29 protein-coding genes are annotated in these 27000 nt (G+C 52.3%); 8 read left to right on the forward strand and 21 right to left on the reverse strand.

Annotated elements, in window-relative coordinates; translation table 11 throughout:
• Positions 1-328 precede the first annotated feature (328 nt).
• Positions 329-1288 carry a ferrochelatase gene (hemH, locus tag DFQ01_RS16935; RefSeq protein ID WP_110045077.1) on the reverse strand — a complete coding sequence of 320 codons (960 nt, stop codon included), beginning with the start codon at positions 1286-1288 and terminating at the stop codon, positions 329-331.
• Positions 1281-2354 (reverse strand): uroporphyrinogen decarboxylase, encoded by a 1074-nt coding sequence (gene hemE / locus DFQ01_RS16940; RefSeq protein ID WP_110045078.1) that lies wholly within the window; start codon positions 2352-2354, stop codon positions 1281-1283. Before hemE ends, hemH begins: the two co-directional genes overlap by 8 nt.
• Positions 2355-2572: 218 nt before the next feature.
• Between hemE and DFQ01_RS16945 the strand changes: the two genes are divergently transcribed.
• Positions 2573-3784 carry an MFS transporter gene (locus DFQ01_RS16945; RefSeq protein WP_110045164.1) on the forward strand — a complete coding sequence of 404 codons (1212 nt, stop codon included), beginning with the start codon at positions 2573-2575 and terminating at the stop codon, positions 3782-3784.
• A gap of 46 nt (positions 3785-3830) precedes the next feature.
• Here DFQ01_RS16945 and DFQ01_RS16950 read toward each other — a convergent pair whose 3' ends face one another.
• Positions 3831-4526, reverse strand: a complete 696-nt coding sequence (locus DFQ01_RS16950; RefSeq protein ID WP_110045079.1) for an O-methyltransferase — start codon at positions 4524-4526, stop codon at positions 3831-3833.
• Between the two features lie 143 nt (positions 4527-4669).
• Here DFQ01_RS16950 and DFQ01_RS16955 point away from each other — a divergent pair, with 143 nt between their 5' ends.
• Positions 4670-5827, forward strand: coding sequence for a THUMP domain-containing class I SAM-dependent RNA methyltransferase (locus DFQ01_RS16955; protein WP_110045080.1), 1158 nt, complete (start codon positions 4670-4672; stop codon positions 5825-5827).
• Between the two features lie 440 nt (positions 5828-6267).
• Entirely contained in the window at positions 6268-8298 is a 2031-nt protein-coding gene (locus DFQ01_RS16960) for an LTA synthase family protein (protein ID WP_110045081.1), read from the forward strand.
• Between the two features lie 127 nt (positions 8299-8425).
• On the opposite strand, the gene DFQ01_RS16965 is transcribed toward DFQ01_RS16960, so the two are convergent.
• From DFQ01_RS16965 to DFQ01_RS17010, 10 genes are all read right to left on the reverse strand, one after another.
• On the reverse strand, positions 8426-8647 hold the full coding sequence (locus tag DFQ01_RS16965) for a YuzB family protein (protein ID WP_110045082.1): 222 nt from the start codon (positions 8645-8647) through the stop codon (positions 8426-8428).
• 12 nt (positions 8648-8659) lie between these two features.
• Positions 8660-8962 (reverse strand): iron-sulfur cluster assembly accessory protein, encoded by a 303-nt coding sequence (locus DFQ01_RS16970; RefSeq protein WP_110045083.1) that lies wholly within the window; start codon positions 8960-8962, stop codon positions 8660-8662.
• 105 nt (positions 8963-9067) lie between these two features.
• Positions 9068-9337: a hypothetical protein gene (locus tag DFQ01_RS16975; protein ID WP_110045084.1), complete on the reverse strand. Its 270-nt coding sequence runs from the start codon at positions 9335-9337 to the stop codon at positions 9068-9070.
• A gap of 111 nt (positions 9338-9448) precedes the next feature.
• Entirely contained in the window at positions 9449-10657 is a 1209-nt protein-coding gene (locus DFQ01_RS16980; protein WP_110045085.1) for a M14 family metallopeptidase, read from the reverse strand.
• A 189-nt stretch (positions 10658-10846) separates the two neighbouring features.
• Positions 10847-11656 (reverse strand): glutamate racemase, encoded by an 810-nt coding sequence (gene racE / locus DFQ01_RS16985; protein ID WP_110045165.1) that lies wholly within the window; start codon positions 11654-11656, stop codon positions 10847-10849.
• A gap of 159 nt (positions 11657-11815) precedes the next feature.
• The gene (locus tag DFQ01_RS16990) at positions 11816-12289 is read right to left on the reverse strand and encodes a YtxH domain-containing protein (RefSeq protein ID WP_110045086.1); all 474 of its coding nucleotides are present in this window, start codon (positions 12287-12289) and stop codon (positions 11816-11818) included.
• Positions 12289-12789, reverse strand: a complete 501-nt coding sequence (locus tag DFQ01_RS16995) for a DUF948 domain-containing protein (protein ID WP_110045087.1) — start codon at positions 12787-12789, stop codon at positions 12289-12291. Before DFQ01_RS16995 ends, DFQ01_RS16990 begins: the two co-directional genes overlap by 1 nt.
• Before the next feature lie 187 nt (positions 12790-12976).
• Positions 12977-13666, reverse strand: coding sequence for a helix-turn-helix transcriptional regulator (locus DFQ01_RS17000; RefSeq protein WP_110045088.1), 690 nt, complete (start codon positions 13664-13666; stop codon positions 12977-12979).
• 33 nt (positions 13667-13699) lie between these two features.
• The gene (locus DFQ01_RS17005; protein ID WP_110045089.1) at positions 13700-14125 is read right to left on the reverse strand and encodes a DUF86 domain-containing protein; all 426 of its coding nucleotides are present in this window, start codon (positions 14123-14125) and stop codon (positions 13700-13702) included.
• 173 nt (positions 14126-14298) lie between these two features.
• Positions 14299-14586 carry a Dabb family protein gene (locus DFQ01_RS17010; RefSeq protein WP_110045090.1) on the reverse strand — a complete coding sequence of 96 codons (288 nt, stop codon included), beginning with the start codon at positions 14584-14586 and terminating at the stop codon, positions 14299-14301.
• A 223-nt stretch (positions 14587-14809) separates the two neighbouring features.
• On the opposite strand from DFQ01_RS17010, the gene DFQ01_RS17015 reads away from it, so the two are divergent.
• Positions 14810-15067, forward strand: a complete 258-nt coding sequence (locus DFQ01_RS17015; RefSeq protein WP_110045091.1) for a hypothetical protein — start codon at positions 14810-14812, stop codon at positions 15065-15067.
• Positions 15068-15108: 41 nt separating this feature from the next.
• Here the strand turns inward: DFQ01_RS17015 and DFQ01_RS17020 are convergent, their stop codons facing one another.
• The 3 genes from DFQ01_RS17020 to DFQ01_RS17030 form a co-directional block, all read right to left on the reverse strand.
• Positions 15109-15492: a cupredoxin domain-containing protein gene (locus DFQ01_RS17020; protein WP_110045092.1), complete on the reverse strand. Its 384-nt coding sequence runs from the start codon at positions 15490-15492 to the stop codon at positions 15109-15111.
• 129 nt (positions 15493-15621) lie between these two features.
• Positions 15622-16023 carry a YhjD family protein gene (locus DFQ01_RS17025; protein ID WP_110045093.1) on the reverse strand — a complete coding sequence of 134 codons (402 nt, stop codon included), beginning with the start codon at positions 16021-16023 and terminating at the stop codon, positions 15622-15624.
• A 102-nt stretch (positions 16024-16125) separates the two neighbouring features.
• Positions 16126-16602 carry a phage holin family protein gene (locus tag DFQ01_RS17030; RefSeq protein WP_110045094.1) on the reverse strand — a complete coding sequence of 159 codons (477 nt, stop codon included), beginning with the start codon at positions 16600-16602 and terminating at the stop codon, positions 16126-16128.
• Between the two features lie 234 nt (positions 16603-16836).
• Here DFQ01_RS17030 and trpB point away from each other — a divergent pair, with 234 nt between their 5' ends.
• Positions 16837-18003, forward strand: coding sequence for a tryptophan synthase subunit beta (trpB, locus tag DFQ01_RS17035; protein WP_110045095.1), 1167 nt, complete (start codon positions 16837-16839; stop codon positions 18001-18003).
• A gap of 104 nt (positions 18004-18107) precedes the next feature.
• Here trpB and DFQ01_RS17040 read toward each other — a convergent pair whose 3' ends face one another.
• The 3 genes from DFQ01_RS17040 to DFQ01_RS17050 all read right to left on the reverse strand — a co-directional run bounded on the left by DFQ01_RS17040 (position 18108) and on the right by DFQ01_RS17050 (position 21331).
• Entirely contained in the window at positions 18108-19286 is a 1179-nt protein-coding gene (locus tag DFQ01_RS17040) for a sn-glycerol-1-phosphate dehydrogenase (protein WP_110045096.1), read from the reverse strand.
• Entirely contained in the window at positions 19283-20092 is an 810-nt protein-coding gene (locus DFQ01_RS17045; protein WP_110045097.1) for an HAD-IIA family hydrolase, read from the reverse strand. Before DFQ01_RS17045 ends, DFQ01_RS17040 begins: the two co-directional genes overlap by 4 nt.
• 438 nt (positions 20093-20530) lie before the next feature.
• The gene (locus tag DFQ01_RS17050; RefSeq protein ID WP_110045098.1) at positions 20531-21331 is read right to left on the reverse strand and encodes a DeoR/GlpR family DNA-binding transcription regulator; all 801 of its coding nucleotides are present in this window, start codon (positions 21329-21331) and stop codon (positions 20531-20533) included.
• Positions 21332-21517: 186 nt separating this feature from the next.
• Here DFQ01_RS17050 and DFQ01_RS17055 point away from each other — a divergent pair, with 186 nt between their 5' ends.
• Positions 21518-22654 carry an NAD(P)-binding domain-containing protein gene (locus tag DFQ01_RS17055; protein WP_281272020.1) on the forward strand — a complete coding sequence of 379 codons (1137 nt, stop codon included), beginning with the start codon at positions 21518-21520 and terminating at the stop codon, positions 22652-22654.
• A 119-nt stretch (positions 22655-22773) separates the two neighbouring features.
• On the opposite strand, the gene DFQ01_RS17060 is transcribed toward DFQ01_RS17055, so the two are convergent.
• Positions 22774-23703 (reverse strand): manganese-dependent inorganic pyrophosphatase, encoded by a 930-nt coding sequence (locus DFQ01_RS17060; protein WP_110045100.1) that lies wholly within the window; start codon positions 23701-23703, stop codon positions 22774-22776.
• Positions 23704-23969: 266 nt separating this feature from the next.
• Here DFQ01_RS17060 and DFQ01_RS17065 point away from each other — a divergent pair, with 266 nt between their 5' ends.
• Entirely contained in the window at positions 23970-24434 is a 465-nt protein-coding gene (locus DFQ01_RS17065) for a CBS domain-containing protein (RefSeq protein ID WP_146216891.1), read from the forward strand.
• A gap of 91 nt (positions 24435-24525) precedes the next feature.
• Here the strand turns inward: DFQ01_RS17065 and DFQ01_RS17070 are convergent, their stop codons facing one another.
• Positions 24526-25521, reverse strand: coding sequence for a glycoside hydrolase family 25 protein (locus DFQ01_RS17070; RefSeq protein WP_110045102.1), 996 nt, complete (start codon positions 25519-25521; stop codon positions 24526-24528).
• Between the two features lie 285 nt (positions 25522-25806).
• Between DFQ01_RS17070 and fabV the strand changes: the two genes are divergently transcribed.
• Positions 25807-26997, forward strand: coding sequence for an enoyl-ACP reductase FabV (gene fabV, locus DFQ01_RS17075; protein ID WP_110045103.1), 1191 nt, complete (start codon positions 25807-25809; stop codon positions 26995-26997).
• The last annotated feature ends 3 nt before the right edge of the window (positions 26998-27000 follow it).

A 27000-nucleotide genomic window follows, 5' to 3' on the forward strand; every position in this document is an offset into this window, starting at 1 on the left:
ATTCCAATCGTCCATGAAGGAGGCAAATGGGCTCTGCCCCTTTTAACCCCTGTTTTTTCCTCAAGAGTTCTACCCACCTAAATCCTCCCTGCTAGGGAGGACCCCCGGGGTTTCCCAACCCCGGGACCCCGGAAGGAAAAACGTGGGATGGACAGAGGTGCGGAAAGTCGCGGCGTGCTGGGAGTCGCGTGCCCCTGCGGGGCAAAGCTTACTTGTTGTGCGTAAAGATGAAATGTTGCAATAAAAAACGGAGATTGAAGATCAACCATACCGTCCTATTGGACTAGCACAATTGTCTTCAATCCCCGCTTGTTCCTGAGCTATTCTATTAAGCGTTACCCAGATTAGCAGCCGCTTCGGCGATTGAATCTGCCAGCGCCTCCATGTAGTATGGATCGCTGTTCAGCATCGCGATACGTTCCATCGACATGCCCAGCTCAGCTGTGAATGCTTTGGCCTCGATGTCGAGGTCATACAGCACCTCTAGATGGTCCGATACGAAGCCGATCGGAGCTACAAGCGCTGCTTCATAGCCTTCCTCACGCAGCGTGCGGAACGTCTCCAGAATGTCTGGTCCAAGCCACGGCTCGCGCGTTCTGCCTGCGCTTTGCCACGTAAACTGCCAGTCCTTTACCCCTGCTGCTTGCGCAACAGCTTCGGACGTTTCCAGCAGTTGCTTCTCATAGGGATCGTTCATCTCGCGGATTTTCTCCGGCAGGCTGTGCGCGCTGAACAATACTTTCGTTTTCACGCCTTCTGCATGGTTCTTCTCGGCACGCACTGTATCGGCAAGCTTCTGCAGTCCATCCGTTACGCGTTCCGTCAGTGCTGCAACGAGCTTCGGATGCAGGTGGTACGATTCAACGCCAGTAAATTCAATGCCGAGTTCCGACGCCTGCTCCTTCGCACGCTTCAAATAAGAGCCTACGCTCATAACCGAATAATGCGGCGCCAATACGATGCCGATCGCCTGCTTGATGCCATCAGCCGCCATGGCCTGCACGCCTTCTTCAATAAGCGGATGCGCATGTTTCAGTCCTTGATAGCATACATAGCGGCCCGGTGCCACCTGCTCCAGCTTATCCTGCAGCGTTGCGACTTGGCGATCCGTATTCTCGCGCAGCGGGAACACCCCGCCTACAATCGCTTCGTAACGACCGCGCAGCTCCTCAAGCAGCTCTGGCGTAGGTGCGTGACCACGGCGAATATGCGTGTAATACGCTTCAATATCATCCATGCTTTGTGGTGTCCCGTAAGACATCACAAGAACGCCGATTCGATTAGACATGACTTTTCGCTCCCTCTGGGCGGCTTGCTGCAATTGCATCAGCCGAATATTGATGCACGAATGCGGTCAAATCCTTCAGCTTCTCCAGCGAAGCTTCTGGGAACAAGCCATGTCCGAGGTTGAACACGAAACCTGGCTGCTCCAGACCTTGATCAATAATAGATTTGGCATGCGCTTCAATTACAGACTGCGGTGCTGTCAGTACAACCGGATCAAGATTGCCTTGTACGGCAAACTTGCCGCCCAGACGGCGTCTGCCTTCTGGAATCGATACACGCCAATCGAGTCCGATCGCATTAGCTTGCACGTTATGAAGTTCTGTCAATAGCTCGCCAGATGCGACACCTGGGAAGTAAATTTTCGGCTGCGGCAAATCAGACAGCTCCGCGAAGATCCGTTCAATGGTCGGCAATACGAACGTGCGGAAGTCATGCGGCGCGAGTGCGCCTACCCAGCTGTCGAACAGCTGGAATGCTTTGCCGCCTGCCGCCATGTGCGCACGCAGGTATGCGATAACCATATCGCCAAGCTTGTCCATCAGCTTAAACCATACTTGCGGTTCGCTATACATAAGCGCTTTCGTACGCAAGTAATTTTTCGACGGACGTCCTTCTATCAAGTAGCTCGCAATCGTAAACGGCGCGCCTGCGAACGTAATAAGCGGCACATCAAGCTCACGGTCGAGAATACGGATCGTCTCGATTACATGGCCGAGATCGCCCTCAACGTCAATCGGCTTCAGCCGCTCCACATCTTCTGCGCTGCGAATCGGGTTCGCAATAACTGGACCGATATTGGCTACAATATCAAAATCGATCCCGATCGATGCTACTGGGTTCATAATATCCGAATATAAAATAGCCGCGTCCACACCGAGCTTCCGTATCGGCATCATCGTTACCTCAGCGGCTAGCTCCGGCTGCCGGCAAATCTCAAGCAGCGAGTATTTCTCTTTAATTTTCCGATAATCGGGGTCGTAACGTCCCGCCTGCCGCATGTACCACACAGGCACGCGATCGACAGGCTCCTGCCGTACGGCACGAATAAATCGGTCGTTGAAGCTCATTTCCGTTCCCCATTTCCGCTATTATCTCTTCGTTTCCATTATGCCCGTTTTGGGAAGAGCTAACAACCGTCATACTTCGACCATCGTTGACAATACTTTGACAATCACATGAGGATCAGATGAAATTCAAGTAGCGCCCATACGTAAAATCGCCATAAAGCGTTATGCTATACTGGTAGCACTTGTCGCATCAACCATGAGAACGGAGGCAGATGATTGTGGAGCAATGGAAAAAAAATCTGGCAGTCCTCTGGGTCGGCCAGTTTCTCGTAATGGCAGGAATGACAATGATCGTTCCGTTCTTAACACTCTACCTGCAGAGCGACCTAGGGCTAAAAGGCGAGCATGAAACTTCCATGTGGTCGGGCTTCATCTTCGCCGCCAATTTCGTGACCTCATTCTTATTCCAGCCGTTCTGGGGCAAGCTGTCTGACCGTTACGGCCGCAAGCCGATGCTGCTTCGTTCAGGCTTCGGAATGGCGATCGTTATGGTCATGATGGGCTTTGCCACCCAGCCCTGGCAGCTGCTCGTCCTTCGTATGGTGAACGGTACGATTTCCGGATTCAACCCTGCTTCGGTCTCGCTGGTCTCTTCTACCACACCGAAGGAAAAGATCGGCTTCGCCATGGGCACGCTGCAGTCGGGCGGCATCGCAGGCACGATTCTCGGTCCTTTCATCGGCGGATTAATGGCTGATGCGGTTGGTTTCCGACCGATTTTCTACATAACCGGTATTATGATGTTCCTAGCTTCGCTGCTCTCGATGTTCATCGTGAAAGAGCGGTTTGACAAGCAGGCAGCAGCCACTGCTGCTCAAATGACCATTCGAGAAGGATTCAAGAGGCTGAGCCGCGTCCCGCAAATACCAGCGTTGTTCGCCGCAACGTTCCTAATTCAATTCGCGATGATGAGCCCGATGACGCTTATCCCGCTGCTCGTCCAGAAGCTTCACGGCACGACCGAAAATCTAGCCTTCTACTCCGGCTTCGTCGGCTCTGTCACAGGCTTGTCCAATATGATCGCCTCGCCGATACTCGGCAAGCTGAGCGACCGAATTGGCAGCGAGAAAATACTGGGCATCGCGCTCGTTGGCGCCGCGGTCATGTTCATTCCGCAGGCTTTCGCGCAAACCGTCTGGCAGCTGCTGCTGGCTCGGTTCGCACTTGGTATTTTTCTAGGCGGGCTCGTCCCATCCGTTAACTCCTTGCTGCGCAAATATGCACCCGATGGCATGGCATCGCGCGCATTCGGCTTCAACAGCAGTACGCTCGGACTCGGCAACATGGTTGGTCCGATTACAGGCGGCATTTTGTCCGGTTGGATTGGCATTCAGGGACTGTTCCTGCTGTCGGCGGTGCTCATGTTCGCTAATTCCATCTGGGTGTATCAGACGCTGTTGAAACGTTTGAAGGTACCTGCCAAGGGCTGATTGAACAAAGCCAGAAGGCTGCCGCAGCCCTTAGCGAGCGCCAATATTACTTCACAACCGCAAGCGCAAGCCCATCATAGGCTGGCAGCATCGCACCGATCAGCCGCTCATCGTTGGCGATTCGTTCATTGAATGCTCGGATCGCCAGAACGGATGGGCCATTGCGAGTAGGATCGATTGTTTTGCCACGAAGAAGCGTATTGTCCGCCGCAATGATTGCTCCCGGACGCGCCAGCTTAATCGCCCATTCCAGATAGTCCAGATAGCTCCCTTTATCCGCATCGATAAAGAAGAAGTCGAACTTCCGCCCCTCCTCTTCCAGCATCACGAGCGACTGCTTCGCATCGCCGATTCGGTATTCAACGACCTCACCGAAACCCGCTGCCTCCATATTGCGGCGCGCCACATCAGCGAACTCCTGCTTTAGCTCAAGCGATACAAGACTTCCACCCGGCTTCAAACCACGCGCTAGACAAATCCCGCTATAACCTCCCAACGCACCAATTTCCAGCGCATCCTGCACGCCAGAAGCATGCACGAGCAAGGTCAGCAAGCGGCCATACCCCGGCTCCACCGAAATGTCCGGCATATCATGTGCTGCCAGCTGCTCACGTACGCGTGTCCATTGTTCATCAACTGGGAACAGCTCGTCCACATAACGCTCTGCCGTTGGGCTGGACGCTTCTCCATCTAGGTTAGCGCCCGTATGGGCCTGTCCTTCATTACGTTGCTCATTCGCCATTGTAGTTCCTCCTACGTGTATCTTTGTATTGTTCTTATGTACATTTGTACAATTATACGCTTTTACCCTATACTTGATTGTATGATTTCTAAGAGCGGTGTACAAATAGCAATTGCCGCTTACGATAGGGAACGGGGATGACGATGACAGAACGTAAGATTCAACTGATTGCAACAGCGCCGATGGGACTGGAAGCAATCGTCGCGCGCGAGCTCAAGGAGCTTGGCTATACAGATCAGAAAGTGGAGAACGGCAGAGTGACCTTCACGGGAGTGCCTGCTGATATTTGCCGGACAAACCTGTGGCTGCGGACGGCAGACCGGGTGCTTGTAAAGATGGGGGAATTCGAGGCTACCACCTTCGACGATCTGTTCGAAGGAACGAAGGCGCTCGATTGGCCGGACTGGATTCCAGGCGATGGCGAGTTCCCTGTTGAGGGCCGCTCCCTCAAGTCGCAGCTGTCCAGCGTACCGGCGTGTCAGAAGATCGTGAAGAAGGCCGTCGTTGAGAAAATGAAAGAGCGCTACGGCACCGAATGGTTCCCAGAGGACGGCGCCCGCTTCGTCATCGAAGTCAATCTGCTTAACGATAAGGCGCTGCTGACGCTCGATACGACAGGTCCAGGCCTTCACAAGCGCGGCTACCGGAAGCTCGTAACGGAAGCGCCGCTGAAGGAAACGATGGCCGCTGCCATCCTGCAGCTCAGCCGCTGGGCGCCTCATCGTCCGCTGTACGATCCATTCTGCGGCTCCGGAACCTTCCTCGTTGAAGCTGCCATGATGGGCTGGAACGTGGCGCCCGGACTGCGCCGCTCGTTCAACAGCGAGCATTGGCCGCTCGTTCCAGAAGAGCTGTGGGAGCAAGCTCGCGAGGAAGCGTACGATCTCGTGAACGATGACATCCCGCTCGATATTGCCGGCTCCGACATTGACCCAGCTGCCATCGAGGTTGCAGAAGCTGCGGTGAAGAAGGCCGGTTTCGCCAAAGAGATCAAGCTGCGTACGCTCCCTGTATCAAAGGCGCAGCCGCAAGGCTCCTACGGCGTCATCGTGACGAACCCACCATACGGCGAGCGCCTTCTCGATGACAAAGAAGCGGAGAAAACGATCAAACAGCTCGGCTTCGTCTACTTGATGCTGCAGAACTGGTCGCTGTTCGCGATGAGTCCGTCGAAGCAGTTCGAGCAATCGTTCACGAGAAATGCAGACAAGAAACGCAAGCTGTACAACGGCCGCATCGAGTGTCAGCTGTATCAGTACATGGGCCCGCTTCCTCCGCGCAACAGGGAATCGGATTTGTAATAGGTTTTATTTGAGCATGGAGAGAGGGTAAAGCAGATGATCGTCTGCTTTACCCTCTTTTTCGTTTTTTAGCGTGGCAAAACCGCACTTAATTCGTTCTCACCCTACTTCAGCGCTGGATAAGTACGGCTAAATCGCGCTTAATCAAGCGCAAGACGGGTTATTGATACATACACGGAGCACTAAGAGTGGTTCAGGTACGCTTAGATAAGCGGAAGTCCCTTTTGTGTATAAATAAGAGCGGCTGCTCTACACTTCATTCGCATTCCAGGGCTGACTCGTCTAATACAAATGGCCGCGCCTCCTTGCTTATAACGACGCTAATAAGGCAACAATGACAGTATCCAACCATTCCCAAAACCTTGCAATGTCGATTTGCTAGACTATAATGATATATGGCTTATTAATTATTTGTTAAGAAAGAAGGCTTAATCGAAGTGATGGAAAGACCGCTGCAACAAGCTGCAAGACGCGGATTGCACGTGTCCGCCGGACTTCTTGTCCGTTTCCTTGCGGCGGACCTGTTGTCCTTTTACGTATTGATGATGCTGAAGCTGTTTATGTTTGACCGCTTTATTAACGTTCCGAACATGGCAATGAACGTCGATGACGTCTTCGTTGCGCTGGGCACGCTCGCGCTTGCCTCGTTCTGGACCATTCTGCTGCCGAAACGCGGTAGAATGATCACGCTTGTCGTATTGAACCTGATTTTAACGTCTGTCGTCTATGCGGACCTTGTTTATTTTCGCTACTTCCAAGATTTAATTTCCGTGCCTGTGCTGACGCAGGCCGGCCAAGTAGAGTCGCTGGGAGACAGCATCGACTCGCTGCTCGGATGGCGAGACCTCTGGTTCTTCGCGGATTGGCCCTTCGTCATCGCGCTGTCGATTATCGGATTCCGAGCGATCGGCCGTAAGAACAAAGCAGCGCGCCTTAGCTTCAACACCCGCAAATCGCCTGCGCTGCGCCGCTGGCTGTTCCGCGTATCGTTCATGCTGATCGTGTTCGCAACAGGCATTACGCTTGTGTTCGTACCGGTCAACATTGCGAAGCGGACGTGGGCGCAAGGATTGTTCGTCGGCAACTGGTGGAACCTATCGATCTACAACGTGACTGGCGTTCTCGGCTTCCATGGCTACGATGTTTATCGCTATGCGAATCAGCATTGGATCCACAAGGCCGTCGCATCCGATGACCAGATTAACCAAGCGGAGGAATGGTTCAAGGAGCGCGGAGATGTTCGACGCTCGCTTGAGGCTGATCCAACCTTCGGTGAATACAAAGGCAGCAACGTCATCATGGTGCAAGCCGAAGCGTTCATGAACTTCGTTATTGGCCAATCGATTGGCGGGCAAGAAATTACGCCGAACTTGAATAAGCTCATTACAGAAAGCGCCTATTTCGATAATTTCTCGCACCAGACGTCGCAGGGTCGTACGTCGGACGCCGATTTTGCCGTACAGTGCTCGGTGCAGCCGCAGCCAAGCGGCTCGGTATTTATCCAATATGCGCAAAATGATTTCGACTGTACACCAGCAGCGCTAAAGGCGGCGGGCTACTCGACTTCGGTATTCCACGCTTATGACGGCGGCTTCTGGAACCGGAATACGATGTACGAGCGGATGCAATACGACACGTTCTACAGCCGTAAGCATTTCACGATTGATGAACCGCTCGGCTGGTCGCTCGGCGACAACTCGTTCTTCCGTCAATCGGCTGACGTCATGAGCGAACAGAAGGAGCCGTTCTACTCGTTCCTGATTACACTGTCGAGTCACCATCCTTACACGCTGCCAGCAAGCTATCAGAAGCTGGACGTTGGGTCCTTCAAAGGCACCATGTTCGGTGACTACCTGCAGGCTGTCCATTATGTGGACGAATCGCTAGGCAACTTCGTCGAGCAGCTGAAGCAGGAAGGGCTGTGGGACCATACCATCTTCTTGTTCTATGGCGACCATGATAATTCGATTCGCGATTGGGAACCGTTCGAGCAGCTGCTTGGCCATCCGTTGAACGAAGTCGAGCGCGAGCAAGTACTCAAAGAAGTGCCATTCCTTGTCCATCTGCCGGACGGCAAGCATGCGGGAACGTATCATAACGTCGGCGGACAGCTCGATGTATCGCCAACGATTATGCATCTGCTCGACATCTCCAGTGCAGATCTTCATAAAGTCGGAACACCGCTCGTTCTATCGAAGCCATTAGAAGGCAAGAAGGTCGTCTATCGCAACGGCGCCTTTACGGATGGGAACGTGTACTACGCGCCACCGACGGACGGTATCCTCGAGCACGGCACTTGTTATGATGCAAACTCCGGCAAAACCGTCGACATAGCCGGCTGTATCGACGGTGCGAAGGAAGCACGCAAGGAGCTGAGCATCTCCGATATGACGGTGCAGTACAACATTATCGGCAGGCTGAACGAAATCGCAGCCGAAGCACAGAACAATTCGACTGCGAAAGCGTCTTAACGACCTGCAGACAGAACGCAAAGAAGGCCTCTCATCCTCCGAGTAATCGGATGATGAGAGGCCTTCTTGCGGAATAAAACGGCTGTCGCCGTTCATAGGACGACCAGCCGTTTTATTTTGCTGCGCATTATTTGATATACTGCTTCGCCTTCTCGATCGCCTCGTCCTCTGAGGTCGCCTTCAAGTAACGGCCGTTAATGAAAATAAACGGGTACTTGGCGCATGGTCCGCAGTAATTCTTGCAGCCGACCTTGATCTCAGATTCCGGTACCAGCTTCGCCAGCTTTGGCAGCATCGTCTTGACGCGGATGTGATTGCACTTATCGCAAATTCTTATGTCGTTAGGCATAATGGTTTCCGATTAGTGATCGCCGTGGTTGCCACGGGACGGGTTCGTCACGGCAAAGCCTTCTTGCGGTACGTAGAAATAGTCGATCCGAACACCGTCGAGGAAATCGACGCCTTTTTCCAAAAGAACATCGATGCCTGCATCCGTCGTTACCACTTCATCTTTATCCGTAGGCGTGTCCATGCCCAAGCCGTAGTGTGCGTGATCGCCATGCGCATGCGTCACATTTACGCGAACCATCAATCCTTCATTCTCCTGCTTGTCCAGCTCCGCACGAAGAACTTTCGCCGCAGCACGGGAAATTTTGCATTTCATAGTCATGTCGCTCCTTCAATCTATGTGATGAAATAAAAAGTCCACTTATCTTATTCATTGTATAGAATCCATCATCTAAGTTCAACCCGAAGCTGTATATTCCCCTCAACCAACATCCGATCCCGAGCCGGGTCCATGTATGCCATACTTGCGCTCGATCCACCTTGCGAACCACGTCGATGCAAGCAATGTAACGGCAATATCATCGATTGGAAAAAAAGGAATCGGCAGCAGGATATCAGGTAGTACCCAGTACAAACCGACGGGTATAAGGAACAATAGTTTATCTCGAAAAGCAATCTGCGGATTGCTCAGTAATACCCATACACGGCTCAGTATATGCTTCCATCGGCGAAACGACAACCATTTGTTCATACGGTTCACTCCATCTCCATCTCCGAATCAGTTCGGATATACGAATAGTATTCCACGCCAAATAAAGCTGCTAAACATTACGTTCAGCAGCCTCTTCGGTTTCATCTTGCCTTAAACGCGGAATGTCATCGCTTCAAGCAGCAGCTTGGCGATATCTTCGTACATGTCCTCGAATTGGGTGAGCGGGAGCGGATTAACGCCAATACCGGCTTCAATCGTAAAGCCCGGCTTCCGGAACGTTTGGATAAACCAGTCTTTATAACCTGCATCACTGCCTGTCAGCTTAACCGGACGATAGCTGCTCGAGACGCCGAGCCTGCATGCCAATGCTTCTGACTCGGCAGGCTCGTAGTCGCGATAATTCCAATAAATTTCCTGTCCCTGCGTATGCATAGCCAACACAAGCTCGAACTGCTGCTCCTCTGTAAAAGCAGCCATTGCCGCCGCTTCCGGCTCACTGAGCGGCCGCGGCCCCGGGTAATCGCGTGGACCTGGGCCTGGCGTGCCGCGACGGCTGCATTCCTCTTCCCAGAAAGCCGGGAACTGGTCATTCAGGTCGACGCCTCGTATGTTAGCCTTCCAGCGGCTGAACCGATGCGAGCCGCGATTCATCTCGAGCAGCTCGTTATACATCGGATGACCAGGATGCAGCCCTTCCTGCACGAGCGCTACGCCGTCTGGATTAACCATCGGGACAAGCCACAGCGTCACCTCGCTTAGCAGCTGCCGAACGTTCGCATTGCGCCAACTAGCACCGGACTCGCAGGCTTGTGCAGCATCTTCAACAAAAGTCATCAACAGCACACTTGTAATCCATTCATTCGCATGAAAGGCGCCATTCGCGTGTATAACATAAGGTCCGCTGCCAAGCTTTAGCGCCGTGATCGGCCTGCCCATTACACTATGGCCGATGATCGATGTCTCGACCGTCTCGTAACGGCGCGCCAATAAGCCGCAGTCACGCTGCAGCTCTTCAGGACCATATTCCGCCTGTGCATCAACAATTCGATTCGGCGGTCCTGCCGGAATACGCAGCAGTGTGCCTGCCGCCCATTGGCTGGCAGCCCCTAGGCTGCGGTTGGCAGCTTCAATTGCCGAAGAAGCAATGCCGAACAGGTTCGACAGCCTCTCCAGCGTATCGCCCTCTTGAATGGCATACCAAACGTCAGAGGTAGGGGGCACACGCAGCACTACGCCTGGTGGAATCGGTTCATTTTCGCTAATACGAGGATTGCAGGCAAGCAATGAAGCAGCGGACACGCCAAAATGTCGTGCGACACGCAAAAGCGTGTCGCCTGGGCGAACAGTATAGGATAGCACGGGATCTTCCTCCCTTTGATCGATCGATTACGATCACAATTGTCATTCATGATCTTCATCTTGCGATGCTTATCCATACATAATATTCGTTTTCATGACGGCTCATGACCGCTGATACATGCTTGCCTGCCTTGAGCGTTTATTGCTGCCCATTAGCGTTCTGACGAAGCGCTAATGGGACACATATAATTAGCCGATCTGCGAAACTTGCCAGACGACCGGTGTCAGTTCAATCTGCTTTCCAAGCCACTGTTTGGCTATAACTCGGAACATCGCTGGCTGCCCGCTGCAAAAAAACTGGTGAACGGGCATTACCTCGACGTCAGAAAGATTATTTTGCTCATGGAGAATCGTGCTTATTTCACGTGCTGTTTCCTCAGCCGAGCTTATGAGTACAACTTCAGGTCCCATTACTTCGCCAATTGTTTCGGCCAGAAACGGATAATGTGTACAGCCTAATATCATGCAGTCCATCGGATAATCTCGCAAGCCGCCAAGCGCTGCATGTACGGTAATGTATGTCTCCTCCGAACGAAAATTGCCCCGCTCCACGAGTGGAACGAACGTAGGACACGCTCTGCTAACGACATGAACTTGAGGATCCAGCTGCTTCAGCGCCAGCTCGTAGGCACCGCTCTTAATCGTTCCATCTGTACCGATAACACCAATAATACCTGAATTCGTTCTGCCGATTGCTGCTCTGGCGCCTGGGTGAATAACACCAACAACCGGAACATTCACCTGCTTCTTAATATCTTCAAGGGCAAACGCTGTCGCAGTATTGCATGCAATGACAATCATCTTCGGATCATACTGAATCAAATAATCTACAATTTCTCGCGTAAATTGTACAACTTCATCTGCCGGTCTTGTTCCGTATGGCGTGCGGGCGGTATCGCCGAAATAAACAATTTTCTCTTGTGGGAGCTGTCGCATAATTTCTTTGGCAACGGTAAGTCCGCCAACGCCAGAATCTAGTATCGCAATCGGCTGCTGCACATCCACACCGCTTTCTTTTTCAGCAATTGTACAGATTGCATTAGCATATGAACGCCCGCATCGAAATGTACCTGTCTCTACGCGTGTGCTTTTACAGCATATGCAGCAAGAAGACGACCGCATCCATCGGACGGTCGCCTTCAGCCGAGCAACTATTATTTAACCAATCGTTTGAAGGGGCTTCTCTTCAATAGCCTGGAATTGTACCTGCTCCGTCTCAGGCTCCAACTCCTCAAGCGCGCCTTCTGTTACGTCTTCTACCGAGTCCTCCGCGCCGTTAGCGATACCTGCCGTCAGTGTGCTAACGATAGCGGCTTCCAGCTCCGCTTCTGCCTTCGATCCAACGCCACGCCACGACTTCACGCTCGATACAACTGCCGATGCAGCATTCTTCGCACGATCCGCAACTTCCGAAGCACCGCCGCCAACCTGCTTTGCAATACGGCCTGTCGTCTCGCCTACTTGATGCGCGAAGCGTGATGTTGTATCTCCCACTTTTTGCGCGCCTTCCGCAATGTCATGACGCAGCTCTTTGCCCGCCTTAGGTGCAAACAGCAATGCCGTAATAGAACCGACAACCGCCCCTGCCAATGCGCCTAGCAGAAATCCTTTACCACTCGTTGATTTTGCCATTATAAATCGCTCCCTCCGTTGTTAGCGTGCCCATCGCCCTCACCGGAGCATGCAGGCTTCTTTACAACTTTGTCACGTACGGATTGCCATAGCTGCCAAGCCGTCATCCCAACCTCTGCCCAATCAAGCGCTTCATCAAGCCCTTTAAGCCGTTTGTTCTCAATCCGCTCCGCTTGCTGCCGTGCTTTATTCGCCATCGCCGCCGTCATAGCATTGACGGCAGCAGAGGCGTTCTCCACGGACTCGCCAAGCACGGATGCTGCCTGGAATAGGCCGCTTACCGCCTTAAGCTGCGTGCTGACCAGATCAAGTGCGACTTCGGCCCGCTCTGTCGTCCCCTGCATCCTGCGTATGAGCGTGTGCATTTCCTGCTCCAGCCGCTCAGCCGCCTGCTGCATCTGCTTCAGCCGAATCACGATGATCCGCAGCCCGATTAACAGGCCGATTGTCAAAATAACGAATACAACCGTCGCCGCAACCTCGCACAATACCGTAATCATGATCTAAGTTGCTCCTTTCCCGCATCGTCTCCCCGGTGGTAGTAGACGAATGCCTAATTTGTAATGACAGTATAATCAGTCTGGGCTTGACTCGACACAACGGACGAGCATAAAAAAGAACATCGCAATAACCTTACGGTTACGTACGATGTTCTTATGATTGGGCATTGTCGATACAAGCCCATGGCTAAGGTTGTAAATCGTCACCGACAGACGCTTGAATGGCATAAGTGCACTTGGCGCCGCCCTTCGCGAGACACTCCGTGCGCTCCACCTTCGCCTGCAGCAGCTCGGCGAACAGCTGCAGCTCGCAAGCACACGCCTGCTGATATGGCTTTGCGACCTGTGCAATCGGACAGTTGTACTCATGCAGCTGGTAGCTGCCTGCCTGGAGCTCTTCGACCTCCACCATATAACCACCTGCGTGCTGAATGGCCGCTAGCTCCTTGACCCGGCCGTCCAGCGACTTACCTGCCATACGTGGCGAGTAGCGTTCGATAAGCTTGCGCTTGCGGCTCTGGAACAGCTTATCGACCAGCGGCGCTGTCTCGGTATCCGCAGACAGCTCGTCCAGTATCTCCAGCGTCAGCCCGTGATAATTTTTTGGAAACAACGCTTCGGACTCTTCGGTCAGCTCGTACATATGCTTCGGTCTGCCCGCTCCGCGTTTGACAGATGTCTGATGAATAAAGCCATCGCTCTCAAGTGCGTAGAGATGTCTGCGTACTGCCATCTCCGTCAAGCCCAAGCTGCTCGCGAGCTCGCCTGCACTCTGTACACCTCTTGTCTTGAGCAGCTCCAAGACTGCCCGCCTGGTCGATTGCCCGCTTCGCAGCGATGGATGTTCCATATCGTCTCTTGGTTCGCTTCGGTCCATCCTATCCACCGCCCTCGCCTAAGGTCATACCAATTACAGCTGCAGCTCCTCTGCTAAGTAACGCTCTACTGCTGCCTTAAACCGCGCAAGCACAGTTGGCAATACTGGCGAAAGCTCATGCAGCTCCGTACGCGGCCACTCGTAGTAGTATTGGACAAGTGGTTTGCGAAGCTTCACAAGCGCCGTCAGCGGCGCTACCAGCTCAGCTGGCAGTACGTTCTCCTCAACGATAATATCGACCAGGTCCTCGTAGCTGCTAGCATCGCGCATAATAAATCCGTCAATCAGAAAGCTTCCCACATCGGTTACGGTTTCAATGGCAAGATGCAGCGCTCTCTCCTGCGCCATTCCTTCCAGCTGCGAGCCGCTCCAGCTTGCCGTTAAGTCCGTTAGTGTCTCGGCTATAGCAGGAATCGCCTGCAACCGTTGTTGAATCTGCTCGACATTTACATAATACATTGTCGGCTGGCGCTCCTTTCCAAGCCCGTATGGCTGATGCTTATTCTGCGTTGTGATCGGAGCCCGACTTGCGTCCCCGACGCTTCAGCCAAGCTACCATAATAATGCTGCTGATTATCACAATAATGAGATAAGTCAGCGGCTCGTATACGTCTCCCATGTGCTGCTGCTCCTTAGCTTACGTAATCGACGCTCACAGATGCATCGCGCACCTGCGACATATGCTCGATTACTTTCTTATGAACCGGATGCACTTGATACGCCTCAAGCGCCTCCATCGATTCAAATTTCGTCACAAGCGCGATGTCATACGAACGCTCCGAGTGCAGGACGTCGACGCCGACCTCCAGATGCTTCAGTACATCAATCTTGCCTTCCATGTCACGAAGCACTTGAGCTGTACGCTCAATGCTCTCCGCACTGCGATCCTTCAATTTGAACATAACGATATGTGTAATCATTCATATCCACCTCTTCGTATATAGTTTAGAACGCCGGGATGGCGTTTGAAAAGCTCCGATGAGAAAACCACTGCCGATGCTAATGCAGGATGAGCGATCTACTGCATTATGGAGCACAGCAGCTTCGTAAGCATAAGGCAGGTTTTATCGCCAATAATCCAGCCGCCGCCTTCACATAATAACGTCACCTACAAATTGACGTACAAAGGGGATCGGCCATTCGATGCGCTATTCAGTTACGATAGCAGCCACCCTTATCGGGCTGGCGATTTGCTTATTTAACGCTACAGGATATGATTCGCACAACTTCGTCTTCTTCATGTTGAGCGTCCCTGCATGGCTTGCAGAGCTGCTGTTCGACGTTCACAACGTCGCCATCCTGCCCCTGTATATATTGACGGTTCTTACCTGGGCGGTACTTGGCTTCGTAGTCGACACCATCATTAGCCGCCAGCGCGTTCGGCAAGGCGCACATGATTGAGACATAACAAGGAAAAGGAGCCGAGTCGGCTCCTTTTTCTCTTATTCTACAATCAATACCGATTTCATGTCCGCGTGGCCGACACCGCACATAACGGAGCAGTGAATTTCATACGTGCCAGGCTTGTCGAACGTTACGTCCTGCGTCAACGTCTCACCTTGTAGGTCGATGTTGAAGTCTTTGATCTCGAGGCCGTGGATACCGCTCTTGTTCTTCAGGATCAGTCGAACCGGTTGACCGGCTTTGACATGATATTCTTGCTGGTCGAATACGAAGTCGTTCGACGCTTCAACCTTCAGCAATTGCATGCCTTCTGGCAATCCTGCCGTCTCATCCTTCGGTTTCTCAGGAAGACCGAACGTGAGCAGGTATACGCTGAGTAAAGCTGCCGCTGAAAACACGACGAACATAATCCACTTGTGCATAAATCTGTGCTCCCCCTTGCAGGCATTAGTCTACTCCTTATAATACCCAACTTCGTCCAATCTTCTCAACCTCTAACTCCCAGGAGCACAAACTTTTTTCTACCGAATGTGACAAATGTATGAACAAAATTAGTCGCGTAAATACGTTTTCATCAGCCGTTCCGATTCCGCCTTCACGAATCCCCACACCATCGCAAATTGATGATGATAACCGCGGCATACATATTTGGCAACCATGCTGTCGTGCTGCTGGCTCTCCTCATAAATCTTAATGCCCGCATCGCGAAACTGCTTGCGCAGCGCAGCCAGATCAAGCAGGACACGGTCCTGCACCGCTCTCAGCATCGATTCGTACAGTCGAGGCAGCTTCATGCCTGAGCGTGCGACGACGCGAATGTCATGGTCTAATATGCGCATGACGATGCCGAGCAGCACATACCGCTTCACCATCGACTGCTCCGCCTCACTCTGTACCGGCGGAGGCGCTGTGCGCCGATCTGCAGGCGCAGGCTTCTCGTTCGTTACCGCCATTGATCGGCAACCCCCTTCAAACCAGTTCAAAAAAACAGAACACTTGTTCTTATTATAACGACAAACAGCCCGCTTATGCAAGCGGACTATATCATTAATCATTCATTTGGAATTGTCGCCTTTCGAGTCGCCCTTTTCTTCATGTTGACCGGTTTGACTTTCGTCATCTTGGTCATTGTCTTTGCTCCCCCCCTTATCCTTGAGCACTTCAATCATTTGTCTCAAGCTATCAGGAAGCGGCAGTCCAATCCTTCCGTAGTTCTCTGTAATCGAGATCAACTCATTGGCCAGATAGAAATAAATCGCGCCGGACATCGTGACACCCTCCAGATGGAGCAGCAAATCTATCTGATGCGCAAGCAGTACAATCAACAACGTCAACCCTTTACGAGTAAGCCCCCAAGAGCCGACATGACTGTTCAATCCTTTCTTCTCCTTCATCGAAGCAGCGATTCCAGTCAAGTAGTCGACCCCCATTGCAATAAGCAGCACCGTAAGTGATTGAGGCCATGCGCCAAATGCATACGTAAATGTGGTACCGACTACAGCAGCCATCGAGCAAAGCCAGGCAAGCGGCATATTCCCCCCTCCTTCATGATTGCCTGCATCTGACGCTTGCTTGATCAAACAAGCCGTCGACGCAGCATCGGGAATATATCCTATTTATATGTAAGCCTCGACAGGGTTGTCCCAGCCATCTGCCTATTTCGATCACTTCTTTCCTTGATATTCCTGCTGCTTGTACTTTTTTATGGTAGGATATAGAGGTGAGCAGAAGCTCGTTCAAAAGACACCCTATTGGAGGCGGTTTCATTGACGGCAGATCAACAAACGGCAGTAGGCTATTTCGGCCAATTCGGCGGAAGCTTCGTGCCGCCAGAGCTGCAAGAGGTACTGGATTATCTAGCAGAACAATTCAACACATTCAAGAACGATCCAGCGTTCAACGAGGAGCTTCGCTACTACTTGAAAGAGTATGTCGGACGGGAAAACCCACTGACGTACGCTGAGCATTTGACTGAGCAATGGGGCGGCGCTAAGGTGTACCTGAAGCGCGAAGATTTGAATCATACAGGCTCTCACAAAATTAACAACGTAGTTGGTCAAATTCTGCTGGCAAAACGCATGGGCGCGAAACGCGTCATCGCTGAAACCGGCGCTGGACAGCACGGTGTTGCTACGGCGACGGCATGTGCAATGTTCGGCATGGAATGCATCATATATATGGGCGCTGAGGATACTCGCCGCCAAGCACTTAACGTATTCCGCATGGAACTGCTCGGCGCGAAGGTCGTTGCTGTCGATAAAGGCCAAGGCCGCCTGAAGGATGCCGTCGACGAAGCGCTTAACGATCTCGTTATGAACTACAAAACAACGTTCTACCTGCTCGGTTCGGCAGTAGGGCCACATCCATACCCTACGATGGTTAAACATTTCCAATCGATCATCAGTGAAGAATCGAAGCGTCAAATTATCGAGAAGGAAGGTCGTCTGCCGGATGCCGTTATCGCATGTGCTGGCGGCGGCAGCAACGCAATCGGCTCCTTCGCCAACTATATTGACGAGCCGTCTGTTCAACTGATCGGCGTCGAGCCAGACCAAGCGCCTACAATGACGGAAGGCGTACCTGCTGTTATCCATGGCTTCAAATGTCTCGTCCTCCTCGATGAAGAGGGGAATCCGAAGCCAACCTATTCGATCGCTGCCGGTCTCGACTACCCGGGTATCGGACCTGAGCACAGCTACCTGCAAGAAATCGGCCGTGCGAAGTACGTAACGGTTACGAATGAAGAAGTGCTCGCTGCGTTCCAAGAGCTGTCCCGAACGGAAGGCATCATCCCAGCGCTCGAGAGCGCGCACGCTGTTGCCCATGCGAAGAAGCTTGCACCAACGATGAGCAAGGACAGCATCATCATTGTCAACTTGTCCGGCCGCGGCGACAAAGACGTGGAGCAAGTCTTCCACATGCTGAACAAGTAATCATTTTTTCTAGAGAACGAAAGAAAGCCTCGAGTACATCATGCCTATGCATGCGTGTTCGAGGCCTTCTCTTTATCTATATATCGAAAATAAGATTGCGTTGGTTAGCTTACTGCGGCTGCAGGTGCCGGCATTTCATTATAAGCACGCAGCAGCGTGCTGCGATTCGCGCGGATCAGATGCGCCTCCAGCAAGCTGCGCTGCAGCAGCTCTTCGTCGATACCAAGCTCTTCCGGCGTTGTTGGACCCCCAACAATGGCGAGCAGCCGCTTCAATTCTTCAGCTGCAGGAACAGCGGCGAGCGCTTGTTCCAGCTGCGGATCTGCAGCGAGCAATTCTGGATACTCTGCCGCCACACGGCGGTAATACGCAGAAATCGTTGCGCAAGCTACGCCAACCTTCGCACCGTGGAGCAGCGCACGGCGTCCAAGCCGCAGAAACTCCATTTCCCAATAGTGGGACAAATGATGCTCCGCACCCGACGCTGGGTGCGATTGGCCGAACAACAGCATCGCAAGCCCGGACTCAATCAGCGCCTCTGTCAGCGCACGAATGCCTGCCGTCTCGCGGCGGCCGATCGACTCAGCGTGATCCACACACTTGCGCAGCGCCTGTGCTGTAATAGCTGCAACGGCCTTGTCATACGGCTCGTTAGCCGCAGCAGTGCCATACGTCCAGTCGAACAGCGACGTATATTTGCCAAGCATATCTCCGAAGCCCGCTGCAGCCATAGCTGCTGGTGCCTCGCACAAAATATCCAAATCAGCAAAAATCGCATCCGGCGCAATTGCCGCGAACGTCTTCTTCTCGCCGCGAATAATGAGCGGCGCACCCTTGGAGTTGAAGCCATCAACCGAAGGGGCAGTTGGTACCGAAATGAACGGTATGCCCGTCAAGTAAGCCGAATAACGCGAAATATCATGAATCGTTCCCGAACCGACAGCAATGACTGCCTCTGCACGGGTCTGACGAATGTCCATCATCAATTGAACAAGCGATGCTTCATCGGCGATTACATCACCTTGTGCATCCGGCTTAATAAGCGTCGTCTGGACCGATATGCCTGCGTCGGCAATTCGAGGCCACAGCTGCGTACCTGCCGCTGCATGCGTGTTATAGTCAGCTGCAATCAACACACGCTTAAAGCCGCGGTCGTACAAATAGGGTGCTACCTGTCTGAGCGCACCTGACTCGATCACGATCGGATCGATTGCAATCGCGCCGAGCGCTGCATCATCCAGCCACGGTGCTGCTTCCTTCAAATTGTTCAACACTTGACTCATACCGTTCTCTCTCCTTTATCCCTTGCAATGCTGGCCAACTCCGCGATGGATGGCCATATCCAGTCCGGCCGCGCCGGCCACAATCCTACTGGCGCTTGTACCGTCGAACCCGTCAGCACAAGTGCAGTCTTCATACCCGCACGCTTGCCGAGCCCAATATCCGATTCCATGCTGTCGCCGATGACGAGGCATTGATTCGCCGCAAGTCCAAGTGCCGACAGCGCCGCTTCCGCCATTAAAGCCGAAGGCTTGCCGACGACAAGCTCTACCTCCGCACCTGTCGAAGCCGTAATGGCCCCAATCATACCTGCAACGTCAATCTGGTCGCCTGTAATACCAGGGAATGACCGATCGGCGTTCGTAGCAATGATGCGCGCGCCATGTCGTACAGCGCGGAAGGCATCGTTCAAATCTCGGTATGTCAACGTCTCGTGAAGTGTAATGACAAGCCAATCCGCATTCTCTGGCTGCTCAGCATGCACAATATCGAACGATTCCAGCTCTTCGCGCAAACCGGGATCGCCAAGCGTCCATACTCGGCAGCCTGGTGCATGCTTGCACAAATAACGAGCTGTTACCGTTGAGGAAAGCACAATCTCATCCATCGCTGCCGCAATGCCATACCGGCTAAGCCGTTCCTGACACATTGCACGAGAGATATTGCCGCGGTTACTTAGGAAGACAAGCCGCTTGCCCGCTTCTCGCAATGCAGCAATTGCTTCTGGCGCGCCTTCAATAATTTGATCCCCTCGGAACACCGTTCCGTCCAGATCGATTACGAATCCGTCCAATGTCGTCGCAATCATTGATGGATGCACATCCTTTTATAATTCTACCCACCTAAATCAGGACCACCTAAATCCTCCCTGCTAGGGAGGACCCCATGAGACTCCCGTCCCCTGGACCCCGGAAGGGGGAACGTAGGATAGACAAAGGCGTGGCTGCGTACTACGGTAAGAGGAATCGCGTGCCCTTTCGGGCATAGCTTACTTGTTGTGCGTGCTTGAAGCGCATGAATAAAACAATAGAGCGTTATAGATTCTGATAGAAAAGTGTACGTACAAAACGAACACTTATACCCATTCATACAATCGCTGATCTAGTGGCGATCCTTACCTTCTATTGTCCGTCCCGCGCCATTCGAATGTCAACGATTGTTTACTTTTATTGACGTTTTCATCCACTCTTCGTTCGATAAGCGAATACCAACGTTTAATACATCTAATTTCGTTGATTTATCGTCATTATTCCATCAAATGACGGTAATCAGCAGTGTTAGCAATGTGCACTTCGATTCCTGTAATCCCCCGAAGGAAATTCGGATCGGCTCCTTCGTCCGTAATAAGCGAATGAACTGCGCGTGTCTGTACGCTTGTCGCGATCGAACGACGGCCTAGTTTCGTATGGTCCAGCATCGCTACAATGCGCGATGCGTTAGCTGCCATCAGCTTCTTCAACTCTGCCTCATATAAGCTGAAGTCTGTCATGCCTTCTTCGAGCGTGAAGCCAAGCGAAGAGGTAAAGAACAGGTCAGCGTGAATCTCTTCAAGAATCGTTCGACCGAGCACGCCTTCCACCGAACCAGAGCCCGGACGCAGTACGCCACCGATCAGAATAACGTTAATTCGCGGATTGCGATTGAGTGTCAGCGCGGCTTCCACGCCGTTCGTCACGACTGTCAAATAATCGCAATCGACAAGTGACTTGGCAAGCTCCAGCACGGTCGAGCTTGCATCGAGCAAAATGCATTGTCCTTGATGAACGAGTTCGGCTGCCTTCCTGCCGATCGCTTGCTTCAGGTTCGCATTCAATTCACTGCGGGATGTAACCCGCATATCCTGCACCGATGAGGCTGGCTTCTTCGACCGGACAGGCACCGCGCCTCCGTGTGTCCGCTCTAGTAATCCCTCCTCCTCTAGCTGGCGCAAATCGGTGCGAAGCGTCCCTTCCGACACGTTCAATTGGCGAGCTAACTCCTTCACAATGACCTGTTTATGCTGCTGGAGCAGCTGTAATATTTGTTCCCGACGATGGGCTGCGAACATAAGCTCATTCCTCCTAATATTCCGTTGATGATAATTAGCTATCGATCATTATAACGGAATTCAGCAATAAACAACAACAAATGACGATACATCTAGTTACCTTGCATCTGACACTTGTAATCCATATTAATCCACTTATAATAGTCGGTATAAGTTAATATAAACAAGGAGGAGGAGGTTCCTATCATTGATCTTGCGATTATCGGAGCCGGTCCATACGGCATCTCACTAGCCGCACATGCTAGAGCAGCTGGTCTTTCTTATGCGCTGCTTGGGCTGCCGATGCACTTCTGGAAAGAACAAATGCCGCAGAACATGTTTATTCGCACGAACCCGTTGTATATCAGCCTTTCGGACAGTGAAGACAAATGGACGATTGAACGTTATTGCAGGGAGAACGGCATCCCGCTTGCTTCCCCATTTCCTCGACCCGCATTCGTCGATTACGGCTTCTGGTTCGCGCGTCACGCTGGTGTCGAGTTTACCTCCGAGCTGGCGGCTGCATTCTCACAAGCTCCGAACGGTTGGGTCATCACTACGCAATCAGGCGGGTGCCTTACAGCTTCTCGTATTGTAATTGCTACAGGCTTGCAGCATTTCAGCTACATCCCCGACGTGCTGCGCTCGCTCCCCTCTAATCGGGTGACGCATACCTTCGGTCAGACTGGATTTGATCAATTCCGAGGCCGTTCGGTAGCCATCGTCGGAAGCGGCCAAAGCGCATGGGAAGCAGCCGCACTGCTTCATAGGGCTGGTAGTGATGCGGAGCTGCTGTTTCGTCGTGAGGAGGTTCGCTTTGCTGGGGAAGACAATGCCGCCTCTGGACTTCGTTTAATCGAATCAGCCGAGCAGTTTTATAGGCAGTCAATCGAAGAGAAAACGGAACGTTGGAATACGCCTAGACAGGGCAGTGTCGCTTTATTCCTAAAGCCATATGTGGAAGGCAAAGTGAAAGTGACCGGCAGCGTCGAGATCGTTCGAGCAGACGTTCATGAAGACAGCAAAGTGCATCTCATCCTCTCCAATGGCGAGACCAGATTGGTCGACCACGTGATCTCCGCCACCGGCTACCGCATGAACCTGAATCTCCTCCCTTTCCTTGCGCCTGAGCTGCGCAGCACGATCCATCGGGAACCTCAACCCTTCCAAGGATATCCCCTCCTAAACGAGCATTTCGAATGCAGTGTACCTGGACTTTATTTTGCAGGACCGCTTGCCAGCCACACGCACGGTCCCGCCTTTGGCTTTATTGCCGGTCTACGCCAAGCTTGCCGTTCGATTATCCCGCACGCCGCTGGCTTGAAGAACGCATTAAGGGTGTAAGCGATAGGAAGAGGCAGCTAGAAATCATTCCAAGCGGTTTGGACCGCATAAAACAACAAATAAAAAACGGTAAGAGACAGCCGTTAGACTGTCTCTTACCGTTCTTCTGGGTGCAAATCTTACTTATTGAACGTGTCTGTGAGAATAGGCACGATTTGTTTCTTGCGGGATACAACGCCTTTCAGAACTGCCGTGTTGTTCGACAGCGTTACGTTGTAAGCTTGTTCAACGATGTTCGCGGAACGGCCGAGCGCGATAGCTACGGAATCGTTCGTCAGAATGTCCGTTACAACGAACAGGAAGAGGTCAAGACCTTTCTCTTCAATGATCGCGTTCAGGCCTGCTTCCACTTCGCCTTGGCGGGACAAAACATCGTTTGTGTCTACCGCGTTAACTTGTGCGATTTCAACTTTCGCGCTGCCCATCGTGAACTCTTTGGAGTCGATGGAGATCAGTTGTGCAACTGTTTTGTCGCTCAGATCTGCACCAGCTTTGAGCATGGCAAGGCCATACACGTCAGCGTCTACGCCAGCGATTGCTGCGAGCTCGCGAGCTGCGTCAACGTCTTCTTGCGTGCAAGTTGGCGATTTGAACAGCAGGGAATCGGAGATGATAGCGGACAGCATCAGGCCTGCGATTTCTTTGCTGATTTTAACGCCTTTTTCTTTGTAGATTTTGTTCAGAATCGTCGCCGTGCAGCCAACTGGCTCAGCGCGATAGTAAAGCGGATCGCTCGTTTCGAAGTTTGCGATACGGTGGTGGTCGATAACTTCGAGAACGCGAACGTCCGCGATGTCGTTAGCGCTTTGTTGGCGCTCGTTATGGTCAACGAGAATAACTTCTTTCGCTTCTGCTGCTACCGCTTCAACCAGACGCGGTGCTTCGATACCGAAATAGTTAAGCGCGTATTGCGTTTCACCGTTTACTTCGCCAAGGCGGATCGCCTCTGCGTCAACACCGATTTGCTTCTTCAGCTCCGCGTACGCGATTGCCGAACAAATCGTATCCGTATCCGGATTTTTATGGCCGAAAACTAGCACTTTTGCCATGATTCATTTTCGCTCCTTCGTCTATCGATATTCTTTAATGGTCAAATACAGACTCGTCCTTAAATAATAGCATACTTATCGGATTTTTTTCATTATGGAATCGACGAAATTTCGAGAGTTACTCCCAACAACCTTTACAATCGCTTTACGTGAATCGGCATTGCATTTAATACAAACGATATATGCTGGCAGTACCCAATATAAGTGCACTGCCACTCGCACGGGGGAGAAAGACTCTTACAATTCACTTGCAAAGGATGAACATTATGATGAAGTCACTCGTTTCAAAGTTTTTGCAGCGTTCTGTTGTTCACCCATCGTCTAACGGAGCACGTGGCTTGCAAATGTCTGCCGGTGATCTGGCTCGTCCAGTCCCTCGACTGACTACCAAATGGACCTGCAAACAGACCACTCAATTGCTGAACAGCTACACCACATCACCATGCGCTGTTGTATGTGATACCAAGGATCGTCCAGTCGGCCTCATTGTGCGGGATCGCTATTTTCTGCAAATCACGACCGGCGACTGGCACACGATGAACACAATGCCGATCACTAAGCTCATGAACGAGCCTCTTATTATTGATGCAGCATGTACGCTTACCCAGCTCAAAGAGCAGCTAATGCGGATGCCTATGCGGCTCAAGCAGCGTTATGTCATTGTAACGAAAGACGGCCAACTGAGCGGTGTAATCGTCCTCGACGATCGGTTATGCCCGGTTAATGACTAGCTGAGAGTTATTGGCACGACAAAAAGACGAACCTGCCTCCGTTTCTCACAGGTCCGCCAGTGTATGAGAATGCTGCGCTTCCGCAGCTCTGTTACCCTTGACCGTTCACAAGTGCATCGATTGCTGCTTTCGTCTCGGCGCTAAAGCTCCGAAAGAAAGCTACCAACTCCTCATTGCACAATCCTGCGTTGTACAACATCTGAATCATGACCAGTTCGGCGTGCCCCTTATCGTTGGACGTCGTAATATAACCCGATTTCTTAGCCGCGACAATCGCATCGTTCGCCCATGCCGGCGGCGTCTGATTGCCCGACATGTTCACGCGCTTCTCCAGTGCAGCCACCCTGTTCGTTAAATCCTCCATTTGCTGCTTCTCTGCGTCTGTCATTTCGTCTCCCCCTTCATCCGTATCATCGCTGTCATTGCGATATGCCGCTTCAAGCTCCTCTTCCGTTCCGTCATATTCATTCAAATCAACCGGTCCGGCAACGCCATCAACTTGTTTGCCGCCGCCTGGCCGTTCATCGCCAACTGTACCGTCGCTGTACTGAAGAAACGTCCACCTTTTCCAGGCCAATGTATCAGCTGGCGGATCAGTGGAGTATCTTGCCATCCAAACATCATAAGCGCTGAACGAAGCGTCAAAATTCGAAGCAAATCCGATATAGGTATAGATGATCGGACGAACGCCTGTCAGCCGTTCGATCTCTGTTAAGAATGCCATCGCTACAGCATGAACATCCGAGACGTTCATACCGTCCTGAATCTCTTCGTAGTCCATCACCGGCGGCAGCTGGAACGCTTCGATCCCACCCGCGTCTGCGATGGCAGCAGCGAAGTTAGCAGCCTCCTTCTTGGCTGCATCCGTCGATGCTGCATCGATGTAGTGATAGGCGCCAACAAGTATACCTGCATTACGTGCGCCTGCTGCATTTTTTATGAACATGGAGTCGCGGAACGTCTGACCTTGACTTGCTTTCAGAAAAGCAAAAGAAATGCCGTCCGCTTTCACCTTCGCCCAGTTGATATCCCCCTGATAATGCGAGACATCGATCCCCTGTGCATTACCTTCGCGTCTTGGCTGCATCTTGACTCCTCCCTCCTAAAAGTAATTTGCTTTCATCGTAGGTCCTGCTCCATGCAAGCAAATTACTTGCTTCGTAAGAATACGCTTAGCAATTGCTGCTTAAGACAACCCGTTCATTGTATGCAAGTAGCCCCCTCTATTGTCGCGGCCACCGTGCAACGATTTGAACATTTTTGGGCCTTACACTTTCGCTTGGAGGCGGTTTTCATATAAAATAGGAAGGAGCTGCTATGAAAGCAAATATAAGAATCTAAATTATGCTGCATACAGAAAGGAACGTTCCTAATGATTATTCAACCGAAATCCCGCGGGTTTATTTGCACGACCGCGCACCCGCAAGGCTGCGCTGGACAAGTTCAACGCCAGATCGACTACGTCACGTCGAAGCCCGCTATTAACGGACCTCGCAACGTACTCGTTGTTGGTGCATCGACGGGCTACGGCCTGGCATCGCGTATCGTCGCATCGTTTGGCGCTGGCGCGAACACGGTCGGCGTTTATTTTGACAAAGGGGCAGAAGGCGCTCGTACAGCAACAGCTGGCTGGTACAACTCGGCTGCTTTCGAAGCAGCTGCTGCTGAAGCAGGACGCAAATCGTTCAGCATCGTTGGCGACGCATTCTCCGACGAGATCAAAGCAAAAACGATCGACCTGATCCGCACGGAGCTTGGTCAGATCGATCTGGTTGTCTACAGCGTAGCTTCCCCGCGCCGTACGCATCCAAAAACAGGCGAATCGTTCGCATCGGTTATTAAGCCGCTGGGCGAAACGTACTCGAACAAAACGGTTAACTTCCACAACGGTGAAGTTTCGATCGCTACGATCGAGCCAGCTACGGAAGATGAGCGTCGTCAGACGATCGCCGTAATGGGCGGCGAAGATTGGGAAATGTGGATCGAAGAGCTCCAGAAGGCTGGCGTACTGGCTGACGGTGCTACGACGATCGCTTACTCCTACATCGGACCAGAAATTACGCACGCGGTATACAAAGAAGGTACGATCGGCGCAGCGAAGGACGATCTCGACGCAACGTCGAAGCGTCTGGACGCGAAGCTGAAAGAAACGGGCGGCCGTTCGTTCATCTCCGTGAACAAAGCACTCGTTACGCAATCGAGCTCGGCTATTCCAGTCGTGCCGCTGTACATTTCCGCACTGTACAAAGTCATGAAGGAAAAAGGCATCCACGAAGGCTGCATCGAGCAAATGTACCGCCTGTTCAGCGACCGCCTGTACAACGGCGCCGAAGCGCCAGTTGACGCACAAGGCCGCATCCGCCTCGACGACTGGGAAATGCGCGACGATGTACAAGCCGAGGTTGCTCAGCTGTGGGCTGACCTGACGACGGAGAACGTATACGACCTGTCCGATCTGAAAGGCTACCACCGCGAGTTCTTCCAGCTGTTCGGCTTCGAGACGGAAGGCGTCGACTACGAAGCAGATACGAATGCGGAAGTAGACATCCAGAACCTTCGTTAATCG

It is taken from the genome of Paenibacillus cellulosilyticus, from assembly GCF_003182255.1.
Taxonomy (GTDB): domain Bacteria; phylum Bacillota; class Bacilli; order Paenibacillales; family Paenibacillaceae; genus Paenibacillus_T; species Paenibacillus_T cellulosilyticus.

Coding starts and splice junctions, on each gene's coding strand:
- hemH (WP_110045077.1), bottom strand. CDS start 1,288: ATGTCTAATCGAATCGGCGTTCTTGTGATGTCTTACGGGACACCACAA.
- hemE (WP_110045078.1), bottom strand. CDS start 2,354: ATGAGCTTCAACGACCGATTTATTCGTGCCGTACGGCAGGAGCCTGTC.
- DFQ01_RS16950 (WP_110045079.1), bottom strand. CDS start 4,526: ATGGCGAATGAGCAACGTAATGAAGGACAGGCCCATACGGGCGCTAAC.
- DFQ01_RS16955 (WP_110045080.1), top strand. CDS start 4,670: ATGACAGAACGTAAGATTCAACTGATTGCAACAGCGCCGATGGGACTG.
- DFQ01_RS16960 (WP_110045081.1), top strand. CDS start 6,268: ATGGAAAGACCGCTGCAACAAGCTGCAAGACGCGGATTGCACGTGTCC.
- DFQ01_RS16965 (WP_110045082.1), bottom strand. CDS start 8,647: ATGCCTAACGACATAAGAATTTGCGATAAGTGCAATCACATCCGCGTC.
- DFQ01_RS16970 (WP_110045083.1), bottom strand. CDS start 8,962: ATGAAATGCAAAATTTCCCGTGCTGCGGCGAAAGTTCTTCGTGCGGAG.
- DFQ01_RS16975 (WP_110045084.1), bottom strand. CDS start 9,337: ATGAACAAATGGTTGTCGTTTCGCCGATGGAAGCATATACTGAGCCGT.
- DFQ01_RS16990 (WP_110045086.1), bottom strand. CDS start 12,289: ATGGCAAAATCAACGAGTGGTAAAGGATTTCTGCTAGGCGCATTGGCA.
- DFQ01_RS16995 (WP_110045087.1), bottom strand. CDS start 12,789: ATGATTACGGTATTGTGCGAGGTTGCGGCGACGGTTGTATTCGTTATT.
- DFQ01_RS17000 (WP_110045088.1), bottom strand. CDS start 13,666: ATGGACCGAAGCGAACCAAGAGACGATATGGAACATCCATCGCTGCGA.
- DFQ01_RS17005 (WP_110045089.1), bottom strand. CDS start 14,125: ATGTATTATGTAAATGTCGAGCAGATTCAACAACGGTTGCAGGCGATT.
- DFQ01_RS17010 (WP_110045090.1), bottom strand. CDS start 14,586: ATGATTACACATATCGTTATGTTCAAATTGAAGGATCGCAGTGCGGAG.
- DFQ01_RS17015 (WP_110045091.1), top strand. CDS start 14,810: ATGCGCTATTCAGTTACGATAGCAGCCACCCTTATCGGGCTGGCGATT.
- DFQ01_RS17020 (WP_110045092.1), bottom strand. CDS start 15,492: ATGCACAAGTGGATTATGTTCGTCGTGTTTTCAGCGGCAGCTTTACTC.
- DFQ01_RS17025 (WP_110045093.1), bottom strand. CDS start 16,023: ATGGCGGTAACGAACGAGAAGCCTGCGCCTGCAGATCGGCGCACAGCG.
- DFQ01_RS17030 (WP_110045094.1), bottom strand. CDS start 16,602: ATGCCGCTTGCCTGGCTTTGCTCGATGGCTGCTGTAGTCGGTACCACA.
- DFQ01_RS17040 (WP_110045096.1), bottom strand. CDS start 19,286: ATGAGTCAAGTGTTGAACAATTTGAAGGAAGCAGCACCGTGGCTGGAT.
- DFQ01_RS17045 (WP_110045097.1), bottom strand. CDS start 20,092: ATGATTGCGACGACATTGGACGGATTCGTAATCGATCTGGACGGAACG.
- DFQ01_RS17050 (WP_110045098.1), bottom strand. CDS start 21,331: ATGTTCGCAGCCCATCGTCGGGAACAAATATTACAGCTGCTCCAGCAG.
- DFQ01_RS17060 (WP_110045100.1), bottom strand. CDS start 23,703: ATGGCAAAAGTGCTAGTTTTCGGCCATAAAAATCCGGATACGGATACG.
- DFQ01_RS17065 (WP_146216891.1), top strand. CDS start 23,970: ATGATGAAGTCACTCGTTTCAAAGTTTTTGCAGCGTTCTGTTGTTCAC.
- DFQ01_RS17070 (WP_110045102.1), bottom strand. CDS start 25,521: ATGCAGCCAAGACGCGAAGGTAATGCACAGGGGATCGATGTCTCGCAT.
- fabV (WP_110045103.1), top strand. CDS start 25,807: ATGATTATTCAACCGAAATCCCGCGGGTTTATTTGCACGACCGCGCAC.